Here is a 21,421-nt window from a genome sequence, read left to right as displayed (position 1 = left end):
ATTTATCGATTCAACCGAAAACTCACTTCCTCCGGTCGCCCTTCCAAACTGAGCTTCGCCCGCATCGCCGGCGCCCGGCTGACCACTTTGCCGCGACGAAGCACTGCCGTACGAGCCGCCCGCAAGCGGATCGCTTCAACCGGATCGCGCGCGTCCAGCACCACGCAATCCGCGTTGTTACCCACGGCAATCCCGTATCCTTCGATACCGAGGATTTTCGCCGGCGTCGTGGTCACCGCTTCGAACGCGGCACGCATTGCGTCGATGCCCGTCATTTGCGCGACGTGCAAACCCATGTGCGCGACTTCCAACATGTCCCCGGAGCCCAGGCTGTACCACGGGTCCATCACGCAGTCGTGGCCGAACGCTACGTCTACCCCTGCAGCGATTAACTCCGGCACGCGCGTCATGCCTCGGCGCTTCGGGTAGGTATCGGAGCGGCCTTGCAGCGTGATGTTGATCAGCGGGTTCGCGATCGCGGCCACACCGGAATCACGAATCAGCGGGATCAGCTTGCTCACATAGTAGTTGTCCATGGAATGCATCGACGTAAGGTGCGAACCCGTCACACGTCCCTGCAAACCTAGCCGATGCGTTTGCGCCGCCAATGTTTCGATATGGCGCGACATTGGATCATCTGACTCATCGCAATGCATGTCCACGCGCAGCCCCTTCTCCGCTGCAAACTCACAAAGAAGGCGTACGGACTCAGCGCCATCGGCCATGGTGCGTTCGAAATGCGGAATCCCGCCGACCACATCGACGCCCATCGAAATCGCACGCTTCAGGTTCTCGAACGCGCCCTTGCTGCGCAAAACGCCGTCCTGCGGGAACGCGACGAGTTGCAAGTCCAGATACGGTTTCACGCGGCGCCTCACTTCCAGCAGCGCTTCCACGGCGAGCAGACGCGGATCGCAGACATCCACGTGCGAGCGAATCGCAAGCAGGCCACGCGCCACGGCCCAGTCGCAATACTGCATCGCCCGGTCGACCAGTGCTTCTTGCGTCAGGTCGGGCTTCAGCTCACCCCATAACGCGATCCCTTCCAGCAGCGTTCCCGACGCGTTCACCCGCGGCAAACCGTAGGACAGCGTGGCGTCCATGTGGAAATGCGCGTCGACGAACGGCGCGGTGACAAGAGAACCCGCTGCATCGATTTCCTCCGGCGCGGTGGCGGCGAGCTGCGGTTCGATCGCCGTGAAGCGGCCGCCTTCGATGCCGATGTCAACCAAATCGCGGGAATCCGCAAGCGCCGCGCGTCGAATGATCAGGTCCATGGAGCCGTCCTATTGCCAAGTGTTTCGATGATTGTAGCGGGACAGAAAGCACGATTTTCGGAGTACTGGTCACGTTAGCCATTTGGTCGACTGCAGGAAGCCCGCGCGACCGATCACAGTGACAACAGCACTCGGCTTATCTGCGTCACCCGGCTCGAGTCACGCCAATGCTGATTTCCGAGTGATCGAGATCAGATCACTGCATTCAATCGATGTCTTGAGTTTTCGTATCCAATAGGATACAGTTCATCAAGGCATCCCACTTAACGTTATCTGGGATCCGCGCGCATGACGAACACAATCAATCAAACGCGCGACTTTTCGGTCTGGCTGTTGGGCGTGACTGATGTGCTAGCAAGGGCCGCCATCTTGGTTCGGATCAAACGCGCCGCGTTGGGAAATTTTGGCGATTGTCATGACGTCGGCGGCAGCGTATGGGAAATGCGGATTCATACGGGCGCGGGCTATCGTGTGTATTACGTGCGTGACGGCTCGACGGTTTATCTACTGTTGGCCGGTGGAAGCAAGCAAGGGCAGATAGCGGATATCGCCCGAGCGAAGGCCATGTGGCAGCGAATCAAACAGGAACGGAAATGAACTCAACTCACATTTCGACTTTCGACGCATCGGACTATCTCGATAGCGAAGAAGCCATCGCGGCCTATCTGAACGAGGCGCTTGCCTCGGGAGACTCCGACATTCTCCTGTCGGCTCTGGCGGACGTTGTGAAAGCACGCGGCATGTCGAAGGTCGCCTCCGACGCAGGGGTGCAACGCGAAAGCCTGTACAAATCGCTCGCGGAGGGCGCGAAGCCCCGCTTTGAGACCATTCAGAAAGTTGCCGCTGCGTTGGGGGTAAAACTCGTCGCCGTGCCGGTACATCAATAACACCTTTCGTCTTGAGGGCCTATGGCCTGCGGGTCAGGTAAGCTGCGTCCGCGCATGAATCAATCGGTCCGATCTGGCCTATAGCGCCGAAAGATCAACAGATGGCTCAGTGGCCACGCCTACAGATCATCACTGACGAGAGTCAATCACCGCACTAATCAAATGAAAATTGCTACTTGGAACGTCAACTCCCTCAAGGTCCGCCAACAGCATGTGATCGACTGGCTGGCAACGAGCGGCGTCGACGTGCTGTGCTTGCAGGAACTCAAGCTCACCGACGACAAATTCCCCGTCGCCGAACTCGCGGCCGTTGGCTACAGAAGCTGGTTCGCCGGTCAGAAGACCTATAACGGCGTCGGCATCCTGGTACGCGACAGCCTGGCGGTCGACGAGATCACGATCGTACGCAACATCCCCGCGTTCGAAGATCCGCAGCAACGCGTGATTGCCGCGACCGTCGAAGGCGTGAGGATCATCTCGGCGTATTTCCCCAACGGCCAGGCGCCGGGGACCGAAAAGTTCGCGTACAAGATGCGCTGGCTCGAGGCGCTGCGCGACTGGATCGAGAGCGAGATGAAAACGTATCCACAACTTGCCCTGCTGGGCGACTACAACATCGCACCGGAAGATCGCGACGTCCACGACCCGAAAGCGTGGGAAGGCCAGAACCTTGTCTCGCCCGAAGAACGCGCGCATTTCGTGCAGTTGATCGAACTGGGACTCACCGACACCTTCCGCATGTTCGAGCAGGCCGAGAAGCTTTACACATGGTGGGATTATCGGATGCTCGGGTTCCGTCGTAACGCGGGACTGCGCATCGACCACGTTCTGGTCACGGCAGAACTCGCCGCGCGATGCACAGCGTGCGAAGTGGACAAAGTGCCGAGAAAGTGGGAACAGCCCTCGGATCACGCGCCGGTGACCGCAACGATTCGCGATGTAGGAAATGGCTAGCAGCGGAGCGAGCGAAGCGTTAACGCGGAAGCTGTACTTGCCGCGTAGGCCCGTAGGCGACTGCGTTATGGGTTGCTTAGAGCTTGCTTGATGCCTGAATGCTAAAAGGACCGCAACGAGGGCATCGCCAGACGCCCTCTACAACCCACCTCAAGCATCCAGATGCAATTCCTGGATCTTGCGTGTGATCGTATTGCGGCCAATCCCCAACCGCTCGGCCGCTTCCACTTTGCGGCCGCGAGTGAAGTCGAGCGCCTCGCGGATCACCGCAGCTTCAAAGCGCCGCGCGAGTTCGTCCATGACATCGGCGGTATTCTCGCGAAGTAATCTCGCGACCTCGGTCCGCAAGCCGTTTTCCCAAACGCTCGCGGGAACGCCGGCAGGCGGCGTACCAAGCGAAGCCGGCAAACCGCTGGCCCCGCCAGATAGTCCGGCATGCGACCCACCGCCCATTTCCACCGCTGATGCTGTCAGCGCAGTGCTCTCACCGGCGTATTCCTGGGTCGGCGTGAGATCCGGCGGCAAATCCTTTTGCTCGATCGTCTGCGCCGGCGCCATCACGGTCAGCCAGTTACACAGGTTTTCGAGTTGCCGGACGTTGCCAGGAAATGGCAGCGATGCCAAGAACCCAAGCGCATCTTCCGACACGCGCTTCGGCTCAACACCCAGATCGCGTGCGCTTTTCTGCAGGAAATGCCGCGTGAGCAACGGGATGTCTTCACTACGCTCGCGCAACGCGGGCAAGCGCAATCGAATCACATTCAGCCGGTGATACAAGTCCTCACGGAACAACCCTTGCCGCACACGGGATTCGAGGTTCTGATGAGTCGCCGCGATCACGCGAACGTTCGCCTTCAACGGGTTGTGCCCGCCCACTCGATAAAACTGCCCATCGGATAACACACGCAACAGACGCGTCTGCAGATCAAACGGCATATCGCCGATTTCATCGAGAAACAGCGTACCGTTTTCAGCTTGCTCGAACCGTCCCTGGCGCATCGCCTGCGCACCCGTGAACGCGCCGCGCTCGTGGCCGAACAACTCGGACTCGAGCAGATCCTTCGGGATCGCGGCGGTGTTCAACGCAATGAACGGCCCATTCGCGCGCGGGCTATGGCGGTGCAGCGCACGCGCGACAAGCTCCTTTCCGGTGCCTGATTCGCCCGTGATGAGCACAGTGGCGGCGGAATGTGACAGACGGCCGATGGCTCGAAACATGTCCTGCATCGCCGGCGCCTGGCCAAGCATCTCAGGCGTTTCGGTGACGCTGTTGTCGTAGGCCGCTTCGCCCCGCATGCTTTCATCGACAGCGCGGCGGATCAGTTCAACGGCCTTGTCGACATCGAACGGCTTCGCCAGGTATTCGAACGCACCACCCTGAAACGCGGCCACGGCGCTGTCGAGATCGGAGAACGCCGTCATGATGATGACCGGCAAACCGGGCAGCTTATCGCGCACAGTTTGCAACAATTCGAGTCCCGACCCTCCCGGCATGCGGATGTCGGACACAAGCACTTGCGGGCTTTCCTGTTCGAGCGCTGTGAGCGCGTCGCGGACGCCGGAAAAACTGCGCGTCGCGAAGTTCTCTCTTGCGAGCGCTTTTTCAAGCACCCAGCGGATGGATTGGTCGTCGTCTACTATCCAGATCGGCTTCATATAGTTCGGCGAGATGTCTTCGTGTGGTTCGGTTTAAGCCCGTCGAAACGGTCAGGCGCTCTAGCGCTTTTCAAAAATGTCGATGAATCCTCGTGATCGATCCTTGACTACAGATACTCCGGTGCTTCGATCCTTCATCGGTGTCCGGTCAACCTTCAAACGGCAACAAGATGGTGAACTCGGTGCACCCCGGCTTGCTTTCCACCTCGATCAACCCATCGTGCTGCTGAACGAAAGTCTGCGCGAGCGTGAGACCCAGTCCACTGCCGTCTTCCCGCCCGGACACAAGCGGATAGAAAATCCGGTCACGTATATCCTCCGGGATACCGGGACCGTTGTCAGTGATATGCAAGTCCAGTGCCAGTTTGTGCAGGCGCTTGCCAATTGTCACTTTGCGCGCAATTCGCGTACGCAACTCGATACGCGCATCGCCTTGTGAAATGCGTTCGCGCAGTGCTTCCGCCGCATTGCGCACGATGTTGAGCAACGCCTGGATAAGCTGCTCTTTATCGCCGCGCAAGTCGGGCACGCTCACGTCGTAATCGCGATCGAGCGTGAGGCCACGCGGAAACTCCGCGAGAATCACGGCGCGCACACGCTCGCATACTTCGTGAATGTTCACGTCGCCAACAATATGCGGATGCCGGTGCGGTTCGAGCAACCGGTCCACCAGTGTTTGCAGACGATCCGATTCCTTGATGATCACCTGCGTGTATTCGCGCAACTCGTCGCGTTCCCGCGCGCCCAGCTCGAACTCGAGCAGTTGCGCAGCGCCTCGAATGCCGCCAAGCGGATTCTTGATTTCATGCGCGAGGTTGCGAATCAGTTGCTTGTTGACCGCCGTCAAATCGTGAATACGCTCTTCGCGGTCGGTCTTCAAATGCCGCTCGTTCTCGAACAGTTCGAGCAGCACGTAATTCGGTGCGACTTCCAGATAGGCCACGATCGCGTGAACGTGCAGCGGCTCGCGGCCGGGCCGTTCGAGCACGGCGTCGAGATGTGTTGCGTTGAAACGGTGGTCGGCAATCGACGCAATGGTCGTCACCAGTTCGTCCGCATTAGCGAACAGTTCGGGCCATGAGGTTTGAGCCAGTTGCTTGCGCGAACGCTCAAGCATGGCTTCAGCCGATGGATTCGCGAACGCGATCTTGAGGCTCGACTTGTCGAGCACAAGCACAACCGTGGGCAGCGCTTCCATGCCCGGCAGCAAATGCGTAGCGACGAGCGTGGCGTCGTCGGACAACGAATTGTCGGGAGGACTCTTTCTCGCCTTGATGAGATTCTTGAGAACCATCGTGCAGTGAGACCCCGTCTTTAAAACCCGTCTTGAAACTTGTCAGGAGAAGTGCGGATGATTAAAAAAAGGGACGGCACGCCGTCCCTTTTTCGATCATTCGACACTCCTGCTTCGCGTCAGGCGACGCACTTCTCCGCATGACATCAAACGAAGAAGCACGTGCGCCATGCAACGCGCTTTACAGCGAGTAGTACATTTCGAACTCGATCGGATGCACAGCCTGGCGATAGCGCTGCAGCTCATTCGTCTTCAGTTCGATATACGCGTCGAGCATGGAGTCGGTGAACACACCGCCGACCGTCAGGAACTCACGATCAGCGTTGAGCGCGTCCAACGCTTCGTCGAGGCCGGCACACACGGTCGGGATCTTTGCATCCTCTTCCGGCGGCAGGTCGTACAGGTTCTTGTCGGCAGCTTCGCCCGGGTGGATCTTGTTCTGCACGCCATCCAGACCGGCCATCATCAGCGCCGAGAAGCACAGGTACGGGTTCGCCATCGGATCCGGGAAACGCGTTTCGATACGGCGGCCCTTCGGGTTCGACACGTGCGGAATGCGGATCGAAGCCGAACGGTTTTTCGCCGAGTAAGCGAGCTTGACCGGTGCTTCGAAGTGCGGCACGAGACGCTTGTACGAGTTCGTCGACGGGTTCGTGATCGCGTTCAGCGCGCGAGCATGCTTGATGATGCCGCCGATGTAGAACAACGCGAATTCCGACAGGCCTGCATATCCGTCGCCCGCGAACAGGTTCTTGCCGTCTTTCCAGATTGACTGGTGAACGTGCATGCCCGAACCGTTGTCGCCCACGACTGGCTTCGGCATGAACGTAGCCGTCTTGCCATACGTGTGCGCCACGTTATGAACGATGTACTTGAGTTGCTGCGTCCAGTCGGCGCGTTGAACCAGCGTCGAGAACTTCGTGCCGATTTCGTTCTGGCCTTGGCCCGCCACTTCGTGGTGGTGGACTTCGACCGGAATGCCGATCTGCTCGAGCAGCAGGCACATTTCCGAACGCATGTCCTGGAACGTGTCGACCGGCGCAACCGGGAAATAACCGCCCTTCGTGCCCGGACGGTGACCGGTGTTGCCGCCTTCGAATTCCATCGACGACGACCACGGTGCTTCTTCAGAACCGATCTTGACGAAGCAGCCCGACTGATCTGCACTCCAGCGAACCGAGTCGAAAATGAAGAATTCGGGTTCCGGACCGAAGAAAGCGGCGTCGCCCAGACCCGAGCTCTTCAGATACGCTTCAGCGCGTTTCGCGAGCGAGCGCGGATCGCGTTCATAGCCTTTGCCATCGGCCGGTTCCACCACGTCGCAGGACATCACGAGCGTCGACTCTTCATAGAACGGGTCGATGAACGCGGTATCCGCATCCGGGATCAGCAGCATGTCCGACGCTTCGATGCCCTTCCAGCCGGCGATAGACGAACCATCGAAAGCGTGGCCGCTTTCAAATTTGTCTTCGTCGAATGCCGAAACCGGCACCGAAACGTGTTGTTCTTTACCGCGCGTGTCGGTGAAACGGAAGTCGACAAACTTGACGTCCTCGTCCTTGACGAGTTGCATGACGTCGGCCACGGATTTGCTCATTACCTATCTCCTGATTAACAAAAGTCGACGAATATCAATTCGCCGCCTAACCGATTCGAAACCATCGGCAGAGTCAAAAGCAGCTTCCATGCCAAGTGCACCATTGTTGCGCTAAGCGGTTGAAGCTGCGCGCTTTTTCGGGGAAGCACCACTACCCTTCAAGGGGCTTACTCGATCAAAATCGCATCGTTATGCACATATTCGGTGCATTAGAAACTGAGACCCGTAACGTTAGCACTGATTCGGGGCAATTCAAACGCCCCGCACCAGTCCGATGCGTTCAACTACCCAAGCCAGCCACGCGTGAACGAAGCGCCGACAGCACGCTAGAATGCCTGATTAAAATGTCCGATTGGAGACCTCGTCCATGAGCACGCTCGAGCAGTTGTACGCCCCGGCCACCCTTCGCGCCGATCAAAACCAGTTGCCCTACGCGGGCGCCATTCCGCCTGCCGAAGCGTTCGAGCTTCTGCAACTCGACCCATCCGTTCGCCTGGTCGACGTGCGCACGCGCGCTGAACTCGACTGGGTCGGCCGGCCGGCGATTGATACCGCGCAGTACTCGCACATCGAATGGATTCAGTATCCTGGCTCTGTTCCGAACACGGCATTTATGCAGCAGTTGCGCGAGGTGGCCTCGCCCGACACGCCCGTCCTGTTTCTCTGCCGCAGCGCCGCGCGTTCGAAACTAGCAGCCGTGCTCGCTCAAAAGGAAGGTTTCACGAAGGCCTTCGACCTGCTCGAAGGCTTCGAGGGCGACAAGGACGGACAGGGTCACCGCAAAACCGTCTCCGGTTGGTGCTTTCGTGGCCTGCCCTGGATCGGCGCGTAAATCCGCTGGTTGATTGGTCGAATTCGTCGCGGCTTACGCCGCTGCGCCCGGTTCAATCTCCACTATCTCGCCACCGAGCGCGGCCACGCCCTCGCGCAATCGGGCGAACGCGGCGTTCGCTGCTTCCGGCTCGCCTTTGACTCCCAGGTCAATGTGAGCGCGCCCGAAGACCTCCCCGCGCGTTGCGTCGCCGACGCTTGGCAGGCTGAAAACACGCACCCCGGTGAAATCGCGTTCGATCGATTCCATCAGCGGGGTAATACGCGATTCCGGCAACCCGAAGACCAGCACTGAACGCTCTACATAAGGCGTGGCGTGATGCAGGTTCGCGTATTGGTTGTCCAGCACCCACTCGATCATCGGCCATGCCATGACGGGGAAACCGGGCACGAAATGAACGTTCCCTGCTGAAAAGCCAGGAATCCGGTTGTAGCTGTTTGGAATGATGCTGGCGCCCTTCGGGAACGTGCCCATGTTCAACCGATGCAGGTTTTCCGGCAGGTCGAGATCCACCGGTTTATCACCCGCCGTTTCCTTGATCCGCGCCCGGATCAGTTCGGCTGCTTCCGGATGCAACTCAAGCGGCACCCCAAGCGCAGCGGCCGCACATTGGCGCGTGTGGTCATCAGGTGTGGCACCAATCCCACCCGTTGAAAATACGATATCGCCCGACGCGAATGCACGCTTGAGCGTAGGCGTGATGCGTTCACGGTCGTCACCAACATACTCCGCCCAGTCCAGCGACAATCCCCTCGCCGACAACAATTCGATAACTTTTGGCAGATGCTTGTCGGTCCTTCGACCGGACAATATCTCGTCGCCAATGATGATCATGCCAAAGCCCATGAATACTCCCTGATCTTGAAGATTAGCCTGAAATTCGCAACTCGGACGCCGCGCCGGGACCGCTCAACGGCGGCGGCGCAGCAGTGGTTTCCGTCCGCAGACGCTCCAGTGCATGCAGGCAATAGTGCGCGAACCAAAGCGCCGAAAAAACGAGGATGAATGCGTAGATCCAGATGGTCGCCGCCGCGACGACCGGAAACAACGGCAAGAGCCAGACCGACCACGCCCATAGCATGGTTGGCAACGAGCCCAGCAGCCCGCTGATCACGCCGATCCCGAACAAAGGCCAGCGCGCACGACGCACGATAGCGCGCCGCTCCTCTGCGCTCGCATGCAACGCGAGCGCGTCATACGTCATGACCCGGTAAGTCAGCCAGCCCCACAACACGGGCGGAATGATCGCGAAAAACGGCGGGATCAGCCACAACGGCAACGTCACGACCAGCAGCACGAGACACACGACGGTCGTGACCACTGAGTGCCCGAGACTGCCGTACCAGGAGCCCCCGCGCCGCATTTCAAGCGATGCGTACTGACGCCGCGTCAGCAGCTTGATCACTGAAGGCATGGAAAGCGTCGCGATGAGCAGCAAAATGGTCACGACAATCAACGGAATCGCCATGATCACGATAAAAAACGGTGCAATCACCGCGTGTAACGACGAAAACCCGATCGAATCGAAGAGCCGGTACATGGCGGAAGTAAGCGCCCAGCCGCCAAGCCAATTACGCGCGGCGCCTGTCAGCGTTTGCCAGAAAAACCACAGCACGGCGCCCCATGCAACGGTCGCCACAGCGAACGGCATGAAGGTCAGCCAAAGCATTCTCGGGTGAAAAGCGTTCGCGAGCGCGCGCACGAACGAACGCAGCAAGTCATTCATGCAAAGGTCGTCTGAAAGGGAAAGAAGACAGGATAAACCACTGAGCGCGTGATGCGCTGCTCGTCCGTTTGGCTAACGCTGCCAGTTAAAACAACTTCGCCGGCTCGAAGCCGGCGAAGAGGACTGAGACGCTACAAATTGCGTAGGTTCAAACAAACGCATACGCCCGGAGCGGGTTGATCAAGCATGACCACTCAAACGGCGGTTGCGTCCGAATCCGAGCCCGGCGCACGAGTCGCCCGATGCGACACGATGCGCTCCCCTATCCGCTTGAACGCAAGCCAGTGCTGCTCGATGAAGCCGTCGCCGTAATTGCGCCCAGGCTTGTCGGCAACCGCCAGTTGATCGCGGATGCCGGTCGGCTCGATCTCTCGATTCCACGACACGCTTCTGAACAGCATGTCCCACCATGGCAGCAGCACGCCGAAATTGCATCCGTAGGTGGTGCCTTCGTGACCATAGCCAATCGCATGGTGCCGCCGATGGAACGTCGGGCTCACGATCAAGCGCTCGCCAAGCCAGCCGAAGTGCAACCGGATATTCGCGTGCTGGACGCTCTGCATCAGATTGGTGATTGCGACGAGCACCACGAACTGCGATGGCTGCACACCAATCACCAACGCCACAGCGGCGAAAAAGCCCGCCTGCATGACGTTGTCGAGCAGATGATTCCGGTCGTCGGTCCATAGCGACATCTTTTGCTGACTGTGATGGACCGCGTGCAATTCCCACCAGATGCCGATCCGGTGCTCCATACGGTGATACCAATAACCGGCGAAATCGAGCACGACCAGATAAATAACGAACGCGATAATCGGCTGAGATGTGACACCAGGCCAAAGATTGTCGAGCTCGACGTTGGCAATGTTGTGCAGTCGCAGCCAACTCTGAAAACTGTCAAAGAATGGCTGAAAGGTGAAGAAAAAGAACAGATTCAGAATGCCCAGCTTGACGATCCAGGTATACAGCGCGTCCACCCGCACGCCTTTCCTGTTCTGCCACTTCTCGGCCGGCCGCAAGGCCTCAAGCGGTCGCAGGACCGCGTACATGACCAGCACTTCGAGCACACCCACAATCACCCAATAGAGCGCGTCATAAGTGTCTTCGTCATAACCCATCAAACCGGCTTTGAACAGGAACGGCTGCACGACGTCGATGTACAGCCAGGTCTGTATCGTCGAGACGAATGCGTCGAAAAGGGAAAAAATGGAATGAAACATGGTGCTCCGATACTGTTACGGGGCGCCGCCGCTTACCCTGGCGGCCCCTAAACCTTCAATTCAAGCTCTTCTTCGACCGCCGATCTCAGCCGCCATTCGGGCCGGTCACCGGAGCACGATCGAAAAAGTAAATACCATGCGGAGAACGGCCCACAGCGATTGTCTGGATAAGCTTGCGATTTGTCAGATCAATAATGCCAACCTTCTTCGCAAACCGAAACGTTACCCAAAGATAACGTTTGTCAGCGGAAAGTTCCATATCGTCAGGACCGGGCAGCAAGCCTGTGATGTCGCCGACATTCGTCAGCGCATCCTGGTCAATGATGCTGATCGTGCTCGCAACCCGGTTCGAGACCACGACATGCTTGCCGTCCGCCAGTGAGCGGAAGTTGTGCGCGCCGTTGCCCGTTTTGATCGTTTTCACGATTTTCTGCGTACGCCAGTCGATGACCGCCACGTAATCCGCACCGGTCATGCCGACGAGCAGATATTTGTCATTCGGTGTCATCCAGAGGCCGGCAGGCACCGGACCGACCTTCATCTTCCATTTCACCGTCTGCGTTGCCAGGTCGATTGCTGCGACTTCTCCAGATACCTGCAGCGAGATGAACGCCGTCTTGCTGTCGTTCGTGAACGCAATGTGGCTAGGCATGACCGCCAGCGGTATGCGCTTCGCGATCGAAACATTCATGCCGTCGTACCGATAGATATCCAGCCGGTCGAGCCGCAAGCCCGTTGACACGAACCACTTCTTGTCGGGCGAAAAACCGACCTGATACGGATCCTCGATGTTCTCAACCCAGCGCTGCGGTTTGCCCGTTTTCGGGTCGATGAACATCAGGTTGTTCGACACCGAATTCGCCACGATCAGCGACGCGTTGTCCGGCGTCGCCATCAGGTGGTGCGGTTCCTTGCCCGTCGGAATGGTCGACACGACCTGGCGAGTGGCCTCGTCGATAAGACTCAGTGTGGCCTCGCCTGAATTCAGCACGATCACGTTGTTGGCGTGAACCGGCGCGGTGACAGAAAAAGCAGCGATCAGTGCAGCAGTAGCAGCGGTCGCGCGAGAGAAACGAGTACGGAGAGAATTGCGCATGAAGACTCGGGTCGAAAAACAGTCGCCATTGTAGAACGTTTGCGCCAACCAGAGTGTTGATCCAGAACGGGTTTCTGGCATTTTTGGCATTGACGCTGCAAATACTCCGGAACTCGGTTCGATGCATTTATCGAGGCTGGGTTCGGCGCGAGCTTTCACGGAAAGAATGCCCGTCAGACGATGCATGCGGACGATGCATGCGAGACAAAAAATGACACATTTTTAATTTAATTTGCAATGCAAACTATCTTTCATTCATCTCGATCACTTTAGGAAAGATCGTGTATTTCGAAAACGCGATAACCGCGATCATCCCACCCTTCTGAGTCCGAACGTAGCAATGCAGGAAGGCTGTCCGACGCCCGAGCGGGCCAGAACTTACGAGGCGGGAGATCCTCGTTCCAAGGAAACGCCGTGTCCAGATGCCGCCTTACCACTTTAGGCAGGCACTGGCGCGACGCTTTCCATCGATCAACCCGACATGTATTTGTCAAATTGTTAGACATCCTTCTTTCATGAATAGAATCTTTAAAGCAGTCTGGAACGAATCCTCAGGCACGTGGGTCGCGGCTTCCGAGACGTCCAAATCGAAGACCAAGCGGTCTTCGGCACGCAAGCTCGCGATGGTGCAAGCCGTAGTGATCGGCATTGGCGGACTCGTTGCTGCCTCTGGCGCGCATGCTGATGACTGGGCAGGTTCCGGAACGGGCGATTACTCCGTCGTCGTCGGCCCCAATGCAGCCGCGAAGGCGGGCATGGCTTCGGGCGCATATGCAACTGCGGTTGGCGACAACGCGCAAGCGAAAGGCGACCGCTCAACCGCCGTAGGTTCCTCCGCTAACGCGGGTTCCGGTGGCAGCGCATTCGGAATTGGGGCGAATGCCTCGGCAAATGCATCCACAGCGTTGGGCTCAGGAAGTTGGGCGACTGGCGATAGCAGTACCGCCGTAGGCGTAAAAGCCGAAGCCCACGGCGACAGATCGGTTGCTTTTGGCGTCCTGTCGTCCACTACCGGAAGCAGCGCAATCGCGCTCGGCGACACGGCATCAGCCGCTGGCGCGCAGTCCACCAGTATTGGCGCAAACGCACTTGCTGCCGGTGACGGTTCAAATGCGATCGGCGCAACGTCACAAGCCCAAGGAAATAACGCGATCGCTTTCGGCACCGGTGCAAACGCACAGGCGACTGATTCTGTCGCCATTGGGACAGGTTCTGCCTCCACAGCAGCGAGCGCTGTAGCACTCGGCGTATCGGCTACCGCGTCCGGCTTACAATCAAACGCTGTCGGCGCATATGCCGAAGCGGCTGGTTCTAACGCATTAGCGACAGGCGCTTACGCCGCTGCCGCTGGCGCCAGCTCGGTCGCCGTGGGTGCACACTCTGCGGCAACTGCAGATCGGGCAGCCGCCGTGGGCGTCGACGCCCTTGCACTTGACACCAGTGCAGTTGCCATTGGGGACACCGCTAAATCGAGCGCGTCTATGGCGAGCGCCATTGGCCCGCTTGCCACTGCCTCCGCTATCGGTGCGACGGCCGTGGGTTCGAATGCACAAGCTAGCGGTTTGACCTCGTTTGCTGCGGGCTCGCGCGCCAGCGCATCAGCCGAAAACTCGATCGCAATCGGTACGATCTCGAACGCTGCGAACGTAGATACCGTCGCGCTTGGGCATCAGGCAACAGCCGCCGGAGTAGCAGCGGTTGCCGTCGGAACGTTAGCCAACGCCCTTCAGGACGGCGCCACTGCGATTGGCAGCAACGCGACTGCTCAAGGCGTCAATACCACCGCCGTTGGCGAATTTTCGACGGCGGCCGGGGTAAATTCGGTTGCTAACGGCGCACGCTCGTTTGCCTCGGATAACTCAATCGCAGTGGGTTTTCAGGCCGCCGCGTACGAACAACAAACAATCGCCATCGGCGTAAATTCTTTGGCAGCTGGAGCCGACGCTACCGCCATTGGCGATACCGCACAAGCTACCGCGGTCGACTCAATCGCTGTGGGCCACAACGCAACCGCAGCGGGCACAAGCAGCATCGCATTTGGTTCGCAAGCGAACGCCGCGTTCGCAAACTCAATCGCTATTGGCAACAACGCAATCGCAAACAATGAGAACAGCGTAGCCCTCGGCGCGGGCTCGGCAACGACCATCGGCGCGCAGCCAAGCTATAACGCTTACGGCCTGACAGCACCGCAGACATCAACGGGCGAAGTCAACGTTGGTGGCCGCACGATCAGCGGCGTTTCAGCCGGAGCGCTGGATACTGACGCGGTCAACGTTGCTCAGTTGAAAGCGGTCAGTGACCAAGCAGCAGCGGCCGTTGCAACGGCAACTACAGCCGCCGACGGCGCAGTCAAATACGACCGCAATGCCGACGGCTCGGTCAATCACGACAGCGTGACGCTCGAAGGCACCAGCGGTACGGCACTTCACAATGTCGCGGCCGGCGTAGATACAACCGATGCAGTGAACGTTGGTCAGCTTAACGATGCAATCGGTCAGGTCAACGCGTCAGTTGGCGATGTTGTCAACAACGCGGTGAACAACGCAGTCACGGCGGCAGTGAATAACGCCGTGATCGACGCCAAGGATCCCCTGTTCAGCGCGGATGGTGATCGCGACACGGACGCGGCATCGGCAACGGGCACGCAGGCGGTGGCGGTCGGTGCGAAAGCAGTGGCTACCGGTGCAGGCTCGGTGGCAATGGGCAGCGGCGCTCAAGCTACAGCCGACAACGCCACTGCGGTGGGCCAAAACGCACTGGCAGCTGGCACGGGTTCAGTTGCGATGGGTAACGGCGCTCAAGCTTCCGCCGCCAGTACCGTAGCACTCGGCCAGAACTCGGTCGCTTCCGGCACAGGCGGAGTTGCCATGGGCAATGGCGCTCAAGCAACTGCGAACAACTCAGTAGCACTCGGCCAGAACTCGGTCGCGGATCGTGCGAATACGGTTTCGGTAGGCGCCGCTGGCAGCGAACGTCAAATCACGAACGTCGCAGCCGGCACGCAAGGCACCGACGCAGTCAATGTGAACCAGTTGAACCAAAGTGCAGGCAGCACGCTTAAGTCGGCGAACGACTACACCGACTCGCAGACCGAAGGCGCTCGCCGTGACGCGTACGCCGGCACGGCGTCGGCACTCGCAGTCGCAGGCTTGCCGCAAGCAGTCCTGCCAGGCCGCGGCATGGTGGCCTTGGGCGGCGGCACGTACGGCGGCCAATCGGCTGTTGCTATCGGAGTGTCGCAACTTTCCGATAACGGCATCTGGGCTTACAAGGTCAGCGGCACGACGAGCACGCGCGGTCAGTTCGGCGTTTCCGTCGGCGCCGGCATGCACTGGTAAGCCAGCGTAGTCAGGTAGAGGTAGTGTCGCGGGCGAGCAGCAAAAGCCCGCGGCACCGAGTTAATGAAAACAACGGATCCGATCAAGAGATGAACTTCACCCTCCGCAAACCATCGCGTGCACTTCCTTTCGCCGCCTCGCTCGTCGTGGCCCTTTTGTTGTCAGGCTGCGGTACGGGTAGCAAGCTTTCGAGCGATGGCAGCAAAGACCAACTGGTATTTCCGGCAGTCAACTCGGCGTCGAGCAGCGGCGGTAGCTACCCGTTAACCGAAGCCTTGCGCAAGCTCAAGCCTGGCATGAATAAAAACCAGGTTGCAGCACTCCTCGGCCGTCCGCAATTCCAGGAAGGATTCTTCGGCGTCCGCGAATGGGATTATGTTCTGAACGTCACGAACGAGGCTGGTGCGCCGCAAATGGTCTGCCAGTTAAAAGCGGTGTTCACGTCAACTGACGAAGCGCGCAATTTCTATCGCAAGTGCGGTGACAGCGTAGAAACGTTGGCCGACGGAAAATGGCACAAGTATGTGGTAACGCCTATCAGCACGGAGGCTAGCGGTTCGGTGAGCACTGAGCCCAGCGTTTTAACGGCTGCGCCCCTGAGTCTCGAAGTTATGCCGTCCTCGGGCGGAACGACGAACTAATCGTTGTAGAACCCCGTCAAGCGCGAGCCGGCTACCCGCCGCGTCTCGCGCTTTTTCACATGGATCACCGCTGCATCGATTCCCATACTTTGTACAAACGCTTGACCGAAATCGGCATGGGTGTCCGAAGTTCTTGCGCGAATAGCGACACACGCAATTCCTCCAGTAACCATCGGTATTCGCTCAATCGCGCATCCGCCACCCCGCCGCGTTGCGCAATCGCCCGCTGATAGTTTTGCAACAGCGGCGCGATCTCCGCCGACAACCGCGCGTCCCGCACAGCATCTGCCTTCAATTTGTCGATTCGTAACGCCATCGCGTTCAGATAACGCGGGAAGTGGGACAACTGCGCGTAAGGCGTATCGATAATAAAACGCTTGCCGATCAGCGCGTTTAATTGCCCGACCATATCCGCGTACGGTGCGCCGAACGATTTAACCTGCGTCAACTTCTTCGAGACGGTTGCATAGTCCGCCAGGATCTGCCCGGCGAGCCGCGCGATCTCCTGTGCAAGGAGTGTCAAGCGGCTCTTGCCGGAATCACGACGCGCGTAGAAATCGGCGTCGTTATCGGGAAGCGGATCTTGCAGACATGCACGATCCAGCGCCGTTTCTATAATCTGACTGCCCAGCTCTTCCTGCGAACCCAGCGCCATGTATTGCAGCGACATCTCGCGCAATCCACTCAGATTGCGCTCAAGATACCGGATCGGCTCACGCAGTTGCAACGCAAACAGCCGACGCAAACCGGCCCGATGAATCCGTGCCGCTTCTTCCGGCGAATCGAATACTTCAACGTCGCAATGCGTTGCCCGATCGACCAATGCCGGATAGCCGAAAAGCGTCTGGCCGCGCCGCCGAATTTCAAGCAATTCGGGCAGCTTTCCGAAATCCCATGTGGTGAGGTTTTCGTAGAGCGCGGTGCTTGAAGAATCGGACGTCGATGCGTTTCGCGTCACGGGCGCCGACGCGTCATCACCCATATCCAGTGTCGCGCCGGCAGCGAGCTTCTGAAAATGCTGCTGCGCCTGGCCGCCTAGTTCCGTACGCAATTGCGCGAGGTTGCGGCCCATCGCGAGTTGCCGGCCATGTTCGTCGATGACCTTGAAGTTCATGAACAAATGCGCCGGCAGCGTTTCGAGCTTGAAGTCCGACTGTTTCATCGCGATTTGCGTCTGCTCGCGAATATCCGCAATGAGCGCTTCGAGCAAACCGCCCGCGCCGAACGTCTTGCCGCTGTGCCGCTCGACCACGCCCGAAGAAAATTCGGGCAGCGGCACAAGATGCCGCCGCAATTTCTGCGGCAACGACTTCAGCAGCAACTGAATTTTCTCCTTCAGCATGCCGCGAACCAGCCATTCGGAGCGGCGGGCATCGACTTGATTCAGGCCGAACAGCGGCACGGTGAGCGTCACGCCATCGCGCGGAGAACCGGGCTCGAAATGATAAGTCAGCGTCATCTCGATGCCGGCCATCGTCATCCGTTTGGGGAACAGATCGGTCGTGATGCCTGCGGCTTCGTGGCGCATCAAATCATCGCGGGAGAGGAACAACCGGCGTGACGCGCCCTCCTTCTTTTCCTCATCGCGATACCAGCGCTCAAACGCCGCGCCCGAATAAATGCCCTTCGGCACAAGCGAGTCGTAGAAACCGAAGATCAATTCGTCATCGACGAGCACATCCTGCCGACGCGACTTGTGCTCCAACTGTTCGATATCTGCCAGCAGCTTGCGGTTGTGCGCGAAAAACGGCAGCTTGGTCTCGAATTCGCCGTCCACCAGCGCGCCACGAATAAACAATTCACGCGCCCGCTGCGGGTCTTGTTTGCCAAAGCTCACGCGTCGACGCGCATAGACAGTCAGGCCATGCAGCGTTGCGCGTTCGAACGCCGCCACTTGCGCGGCTTTCTTTTCCCAATGCGGTTCGGAAATCGATTTGCGCAGCAAATGCGCGCCGACTTGCTCAAGCCATTCAGGTTCGATTTTCGCGATACATCGCGCGTAGAGCCGGCTCGTTTCCACGAGTTCGCCGGCTACGACCCAACGCCCTGCCTTCTTCAACAGCGCTGAACCCGGCCACAGATAAAACTTGATACCGCGTGCGCCGAGGTAATACGGCTCGTCATCGGCCTTGAGACCTACGTTGCCAAGCAGACCGGTCAGCAAGGCGAGATGAATCTGCTCAAACGTCGCCTCGGATTCGTTCAGACGCCAGCCATGTTCGCGCACGACGGTCAGCAATTGCGAATGGACGTCGCGCCATTCACGCAGACGCACGTGATTCAAAAAGTTCGCGCGGCATGCATCGGTGAGTTGCTTGTTCGATTTTTTGTGCGCGATCGCATCCTCGAACCACGCCCAGATTTTCGTCCACTGCAGGAATTCGGAGCGCTCATCGGCAAATTTCTTGTGCGCCAGATCCGCTTGTTCCTGCGCCTCGATCGGCCGGTCGCGCGGGTCCTGAACGGACAACGCGCTGGCGATGATCAAGACTTCGCGCAACGACTGATGATCACGCGCGGCAAGAATCATCCGGCCGACGCGCGGATCGAGGGGCAAACGCGCGAGTTCGCGGCCGAGCGGCGTGAGCGCGTTGTCGTCATCGACGGCGCCGAGTTCGTTCAGCAGTTGATAACCATCGGCGATTGCACGGCCCGGCGGCGGTTCGAGAAACGGAAACGTTTCAATAGCCGTCAGGTGCAGCGATTTCATCCGCAAGATCACTGCCGCCAGCGACGACCGCAGGATTTCCGGATCGGTGAACCGCACGCGAAGGTTGTAATCGTCTTCCTCGTAGAGACGAATGCACACGCCGTCGGCCACGCGACCGCAACGGCCCGCGCGCTGGTTCGCCGAGCTTTGCGAGATCGGTTCGATCTGCAACTGCTCCACTTTGTTGCGATACGAATAGCGTTTTACGCGAGCGAGGCCGGTATCGACGACATAGCGAATCCCGGGCACCGTCAACGACGTTTCCGCGACGTTCGTCGACAGCACGATGCGCCGTGCGTTCGATGTCTTGAACACACGCTCCTGCTCGGCCGCGGAAAGGCGCGCGAACAGCGGCAGGATTTCCGTGTGCGGCGGATGGTGCTTGCGCAGCGCTTCGGCGGCGTCGCGGATTTCGCGCTCGCCAGGAAGAAAAACGAGGACATCGCCGGGACCTTCGCGGCAGAGTTCATCGACCGCGTCAACAATCGCTTCCATCAGATCGCGATCGTTTTCGCGCTGATTTTTTGGACGATCCGGCCGATCTTTTTGCTGCGTGCCGGGCGTGGTTCCCTGCGCGGCTTTTATCGCCGGGCTATCCTCTTCGACCGGGCGATACCGCACCTCGACCGGATACAACCGCCCGCTCACCTCAATCACCGGTGCGGGTTTTTCGTCGCTGCCAAAATGGCGGGCGAACCGATCGGCATCAATCGTCGCCGATGTCACGATCACCTTCAAATCCGGACGTCGCGGCAGGATTTCACGCAAATAGCCGAGCAGGAAATCGATATTCAGGCTGCGCTCGTGCGCTTCGTCGATGATGATCGTGTCGTAGGCGGCGAGCAGCGGATCGGTCTGCGTTTCGGCCAGCAAAATGCCGTCGGTCATCAGTTTCACCGACGCGCCCGGCGACAAGTTGTCCGTGAAGCGCACCTTGTAGCCAACCACTTCACCGAATGGCGTACCGAGTTCTTCGGCGATCCGCCGTCCCGTCGCCGATGCCGCGATGCGCCGCGGCTGCGTGTGGCCGATCAGCCCCGAACCGCCTGCGCCAAGGCCTCGGCCGAGGGCCAGACAAATTTTAGGTAGCTGCGTTGTTTTTCCGGAGCCTGTCTCGCCGCTGACAATCACGACCTGATTCGCCTGGATCGCGGCGGCGATTTCATCGCGTCGAGCGGAGACGGGTAGCGTTTCCGGGAAACGGATCGGCGGAATGGGATTCGGCTCGACTACGCGGCGCGGGCGTGGCGTGTCGCGACGCGGCGCGTTTGAGGCGTCGGTTTGCGCATTCGACCGCTGTTGAGCGTTTTGGGACGCACGCGCTTCTTTGGGCGGCCGGGCGCCCTGAGGCGAGGGACGGGAAGCTGCGCTGGCCTCGGCATCGGGAGGACCGCGACGAACGCGCTGCTCTCCGCTCGACTCGGCATGTTGAGGCTTTTGCGCTGCGTGTTGCGCCACCGACGAATTGGAGGCGCCGTTCTTGACATTCGGCTGACCGTTGCGCGTGCGTTCTTGCGCACGCGGCCCTGCATGCCCGGGATTTCGCGCTAGATGTTTTTCAGTCCCACCCTGCGGCCGACCGGAGCCGCGCTGCTGGTTCGCCGATTCTGCGTGCTCGGACGTTCGCGGTACATCTTGTGTCGTCGACAAATTGGCACTGGCGTGCGGCCGACCAGACCCGGGCTGCTGGTTCACCAACTCAGCCTGCTCCGACGTTCGCGCCGCATCTTGTCCCGCCGACGAATCGGCCCTGTCCTGCGGCCGACCGGAGCCGCGCGGCTGGTTCACCAACTCCGCGTGTTCGGCTGTTCGCGTTGCATCTTGTGTCGTCGACGAATCAGACTCGGTTGCCGCGGACGGTTCAGGCGAACGGCTTGCATCCCGCGATGGTTCAGAAACAATTCCCGGCCGCTCGGAGTCGTCGCGATGAGGTGAGCCCCGCTCTGAAACACCTTCACCGCTCACCGCCGGCCGACTTCCGGACGAATGCGAGTCTGAACCAGTCATCGATTGCGTCTTATCGCGCGGACCTTCAGGAATACGGTCCGCTCTCGCGTCGTCTCCGCGGCGCTCCTGGCGGGGATCAGGAGCGATCGGTTTAGGCTGATGCGCATTGCGCGTCGATTCACGTCCAGGACCAGCCTTCTCCAACCCAACCGAAAGCGCGTGCGAGCGCGCATCGCGAATCGAGGG

Annotated in this window: 15 protein-coding genes; 6 read left to right on the top strand and 9 right to left on the bottom strand. The window is 59.3% G+C overall.

The genetic code is table 11. From position 1 onward, the window contains the following. Positions 1–2: 2 nt before the first annotated feature. Entirely contained in the window at positions 3–1,277 is a 1,275-nt protein-coding gene (locus tag GSQ93_RS16155; RefSeq protein ID WP_158936650.1) for an amidohydrolase family protein, read from the bottom strand. Positions 1,278–1,565: 288 nt separating this feature from the next. On the opposite strand from GSQ93_RS16155, the gene GSQ93_RS16150 reads away from it, so the two are divergent. From GSQ93_RS16150 to xth, 3 genes are all read left to right on the top strand, one after another. Beyond that, entirely contained in the window at positions 1,566–1,874 is a 309-nt protein-coding gene (locus tag GSQ93_RS16150; RefSeq protein ID WP_158936649.1) for a type II toxin-antitoxin system RelE/ParE family toxin, read from the top strand. Continuing rightward, positions 1,871–2,164 carry an addiction module antidote protein gene (locus GSQ93_RS16145; RefSeq protein WP_158936648.1) on the top strand — a complete coding sequence of 98 codons (294 nt, stop codon included), beginning with the start codon at positions 1,871–1,873 and terminating at the stop codon, positions 2,162–2,164. The genes GSQ93_RS16150 and GSQ93_RS16145 overlap by 4 nt, the downstream gene beginning before the upstream one ends. 162 nt (positions 2,165–2,326) lie before the next feature. After that, positions 2,327–3,118: an exodeoxyribonuclease III gene (xth, locus tag GSQ93_RS16140; protein ID WP_158936647.1), complete on the top strand. Its 792-nt coding sequence runs from the start codon at positions 2,327–2,329 to the stop codon at positions 3,116–3,118. A 150-nt stretch (positions 3,119–3,268) separates the two neighbouring features. Here the strand turns inward: xth and ntrC are convergent, their stop codons facing one another. From ntrC to glnA, 3 genes are all read right to left on the bottom strand, one after another. Next, positions 3,269–4,774 (bottom strand): nitrogen regulation protein NR(I), encoded by a 1,506-nt coding sequence (gene ntrC, locus GSQ93_RS16135; protein ID WP_158936646.1) that lies wholly within the window; start codon positions 4,772–4,774, stop codon positions 3,269–3,271. Between the two features lie 148 nt (positions 4,775–4,922). Beyond that, positions 4,923–6,068 carry a nitrogen regulation protein NR(II) gene (glnL, locus tag GSQ93_RS16130; protein ID WP_158936645.1) on the bottom strand — a complete coding sequence of 382 codons (1,146 nt, stop codon included), beginning with the start codon at positions 6,066–6,068 and terminating at the stop codon, positions 4,923–4,925. 181 nt (positions 6,069–6,249) lie between these two features. Beyond that, complete coding sequence (gene glnA, locus GSQ93_RS16125) at positions 6,250–7,665, bottom strand: type I glutamate--ammonia ligase (RefSeq protein WP_089165603.1); 1,416 nt, start codon at positions 7,663–7,665, stop codon at positions 6,250–6,252. A 367-nt stretch (positions 7,666–8,032) separates the two neighbouring features. Here glnA and GSQ93_RS16120 point away from each other — a divergent pair, with 367 nt between their 5' ends. Further along, the gene (locus tag GSQ93_RS16120; RefSeq protein WP_158936644.1) at positions 8,033–8,497 is read left to right on the top strand and encodes a rhodanese-like domain-containing protein; all 465 of its coding nucleotides are present in this window, start codon (positions 8,033–8,035) and stop codon (positions 8,495–8,497) included. A 33-nt stretch (positions 8,498–8,530) separates the two neighbouring features. On the opposite strand, the gene GSQ93_RS16115 is transcribed toward GSQ93_RS16120, so the two are convergent. From GSQ93_RS16115 to GSQ93_RS16100, 4 genes are all read right to left on the bottom strand, one after another. Then, positions 8,531–9,343, bottom strand: a complete 813-nt coding sequence (locus GSQ93_RS16115; RefSeq protein ID WP_158936643.1) for a molybdopterin-binding protein — start codon at positions 9,341–9,343, stop codon at positions 8,531–8,533. Between the two features lie 22 nt (positions 9,344–9,365). Further along, entirely contained in the window at positions 9,366–10,223 is an 858-nt protein-coding gene (locus tag GSQ93_RS16110) for an EI24 domain-containing protein (RefSeq protein ID WP_158936642.1), read from the bottom strand. A gap of 194 nt (positions 10,224–10,417) precedes the next feature. Then, entirely contained in the window at positions 10,418–11,443 is a 1,026-nt protein-coding gene (locus GSQ93_RS16105) for a sterol desaturase family protein (RefSeq protein ID WP_158936641.1), read from the bottom strand. Positions 11,444–11,528: 85 nt separating this feature from the next. Continuing rightward, positions 11,529–12,539 carry a beta-propeller fold lactonase family protein gene (locus GSQ93_RS16100; protein ID WP_158936640.1) on the bottom strand — a complete coding sequence of 337 codons (1,011 nt, stop codon included), beginning with the start codon at positions 12,537–12,539 and terminating at the stop codon, positions 11,529–11,531. 515 nt (positions 12,540–13,054) lie between these two features. On the opposite strand from GSQ93_RS16100, the gene GSQ93_RS16095 reads away from it, so the two are divergent. Together GSQ93_RS16095 and GSQ93_RS16090 are read left to right on the top strand one after the other, a co-directional pair. After that, entirely contained in the window at positions 13,055–15,877 is a 2,823-nt protein-coding gene (locus GSQ93_RS16095) for a YadA-like family protein (protein WP_158936639.1), read from the top strand. An 89-nt stretch (positions 15,878–15,966) separates the two neighbouring features. Beyond that, positions 15,967–16,518 carry an outer membrane protein assembly factor BamE gene (locus GSQ93_RS16090; protein WP_158936638.1) on the top strand — a complete coding sequence of 184 codons (552 nt, stop codon included), beginning with the start codon at positions 15,967–15,969 and terminating at the stop codon, positions 16,516–16,518. A 64-nt stretch (positions 16,519–16,582) separates the two neighbouring features. Here GSQ93_RS16090 and hrpA read toward each other — a convergent pair whose 3' ends face one another. Then, positions 16,583–20,686 carry an ATP-dependent RNA helicase HrpA gene (hrpA, locus tag GSQ93_RS16085; RefSeq protein ID WP_254073893.1) on the bottom strand — a complete coding sequence of 1,368 codons (4,104 nt, stop codon included), beginning with the start codon at positions 20,684–20,686 and terminating at the stop codon, positions 16,583–16,585. Between the last annotated feature and the right edge of the window lie 735 nt (positions 20,687–21,421).

Origin of the sequence: Burkholderia sp. S171, assembly GCF_009766085.1 — a bacterium.
In the GTDB taxonomy this organism is placed as follows: Bacteria; Pseudomonadota; Gammaproteobacteria; order Burkholderiales; family Burkholderiaceae; genus Caballeronia.
The sequence above is the reverse complement of the archived record's forward strand: the minus strand, read 5'-3'. Positions and strand labels throughout refer to the sequence as shown.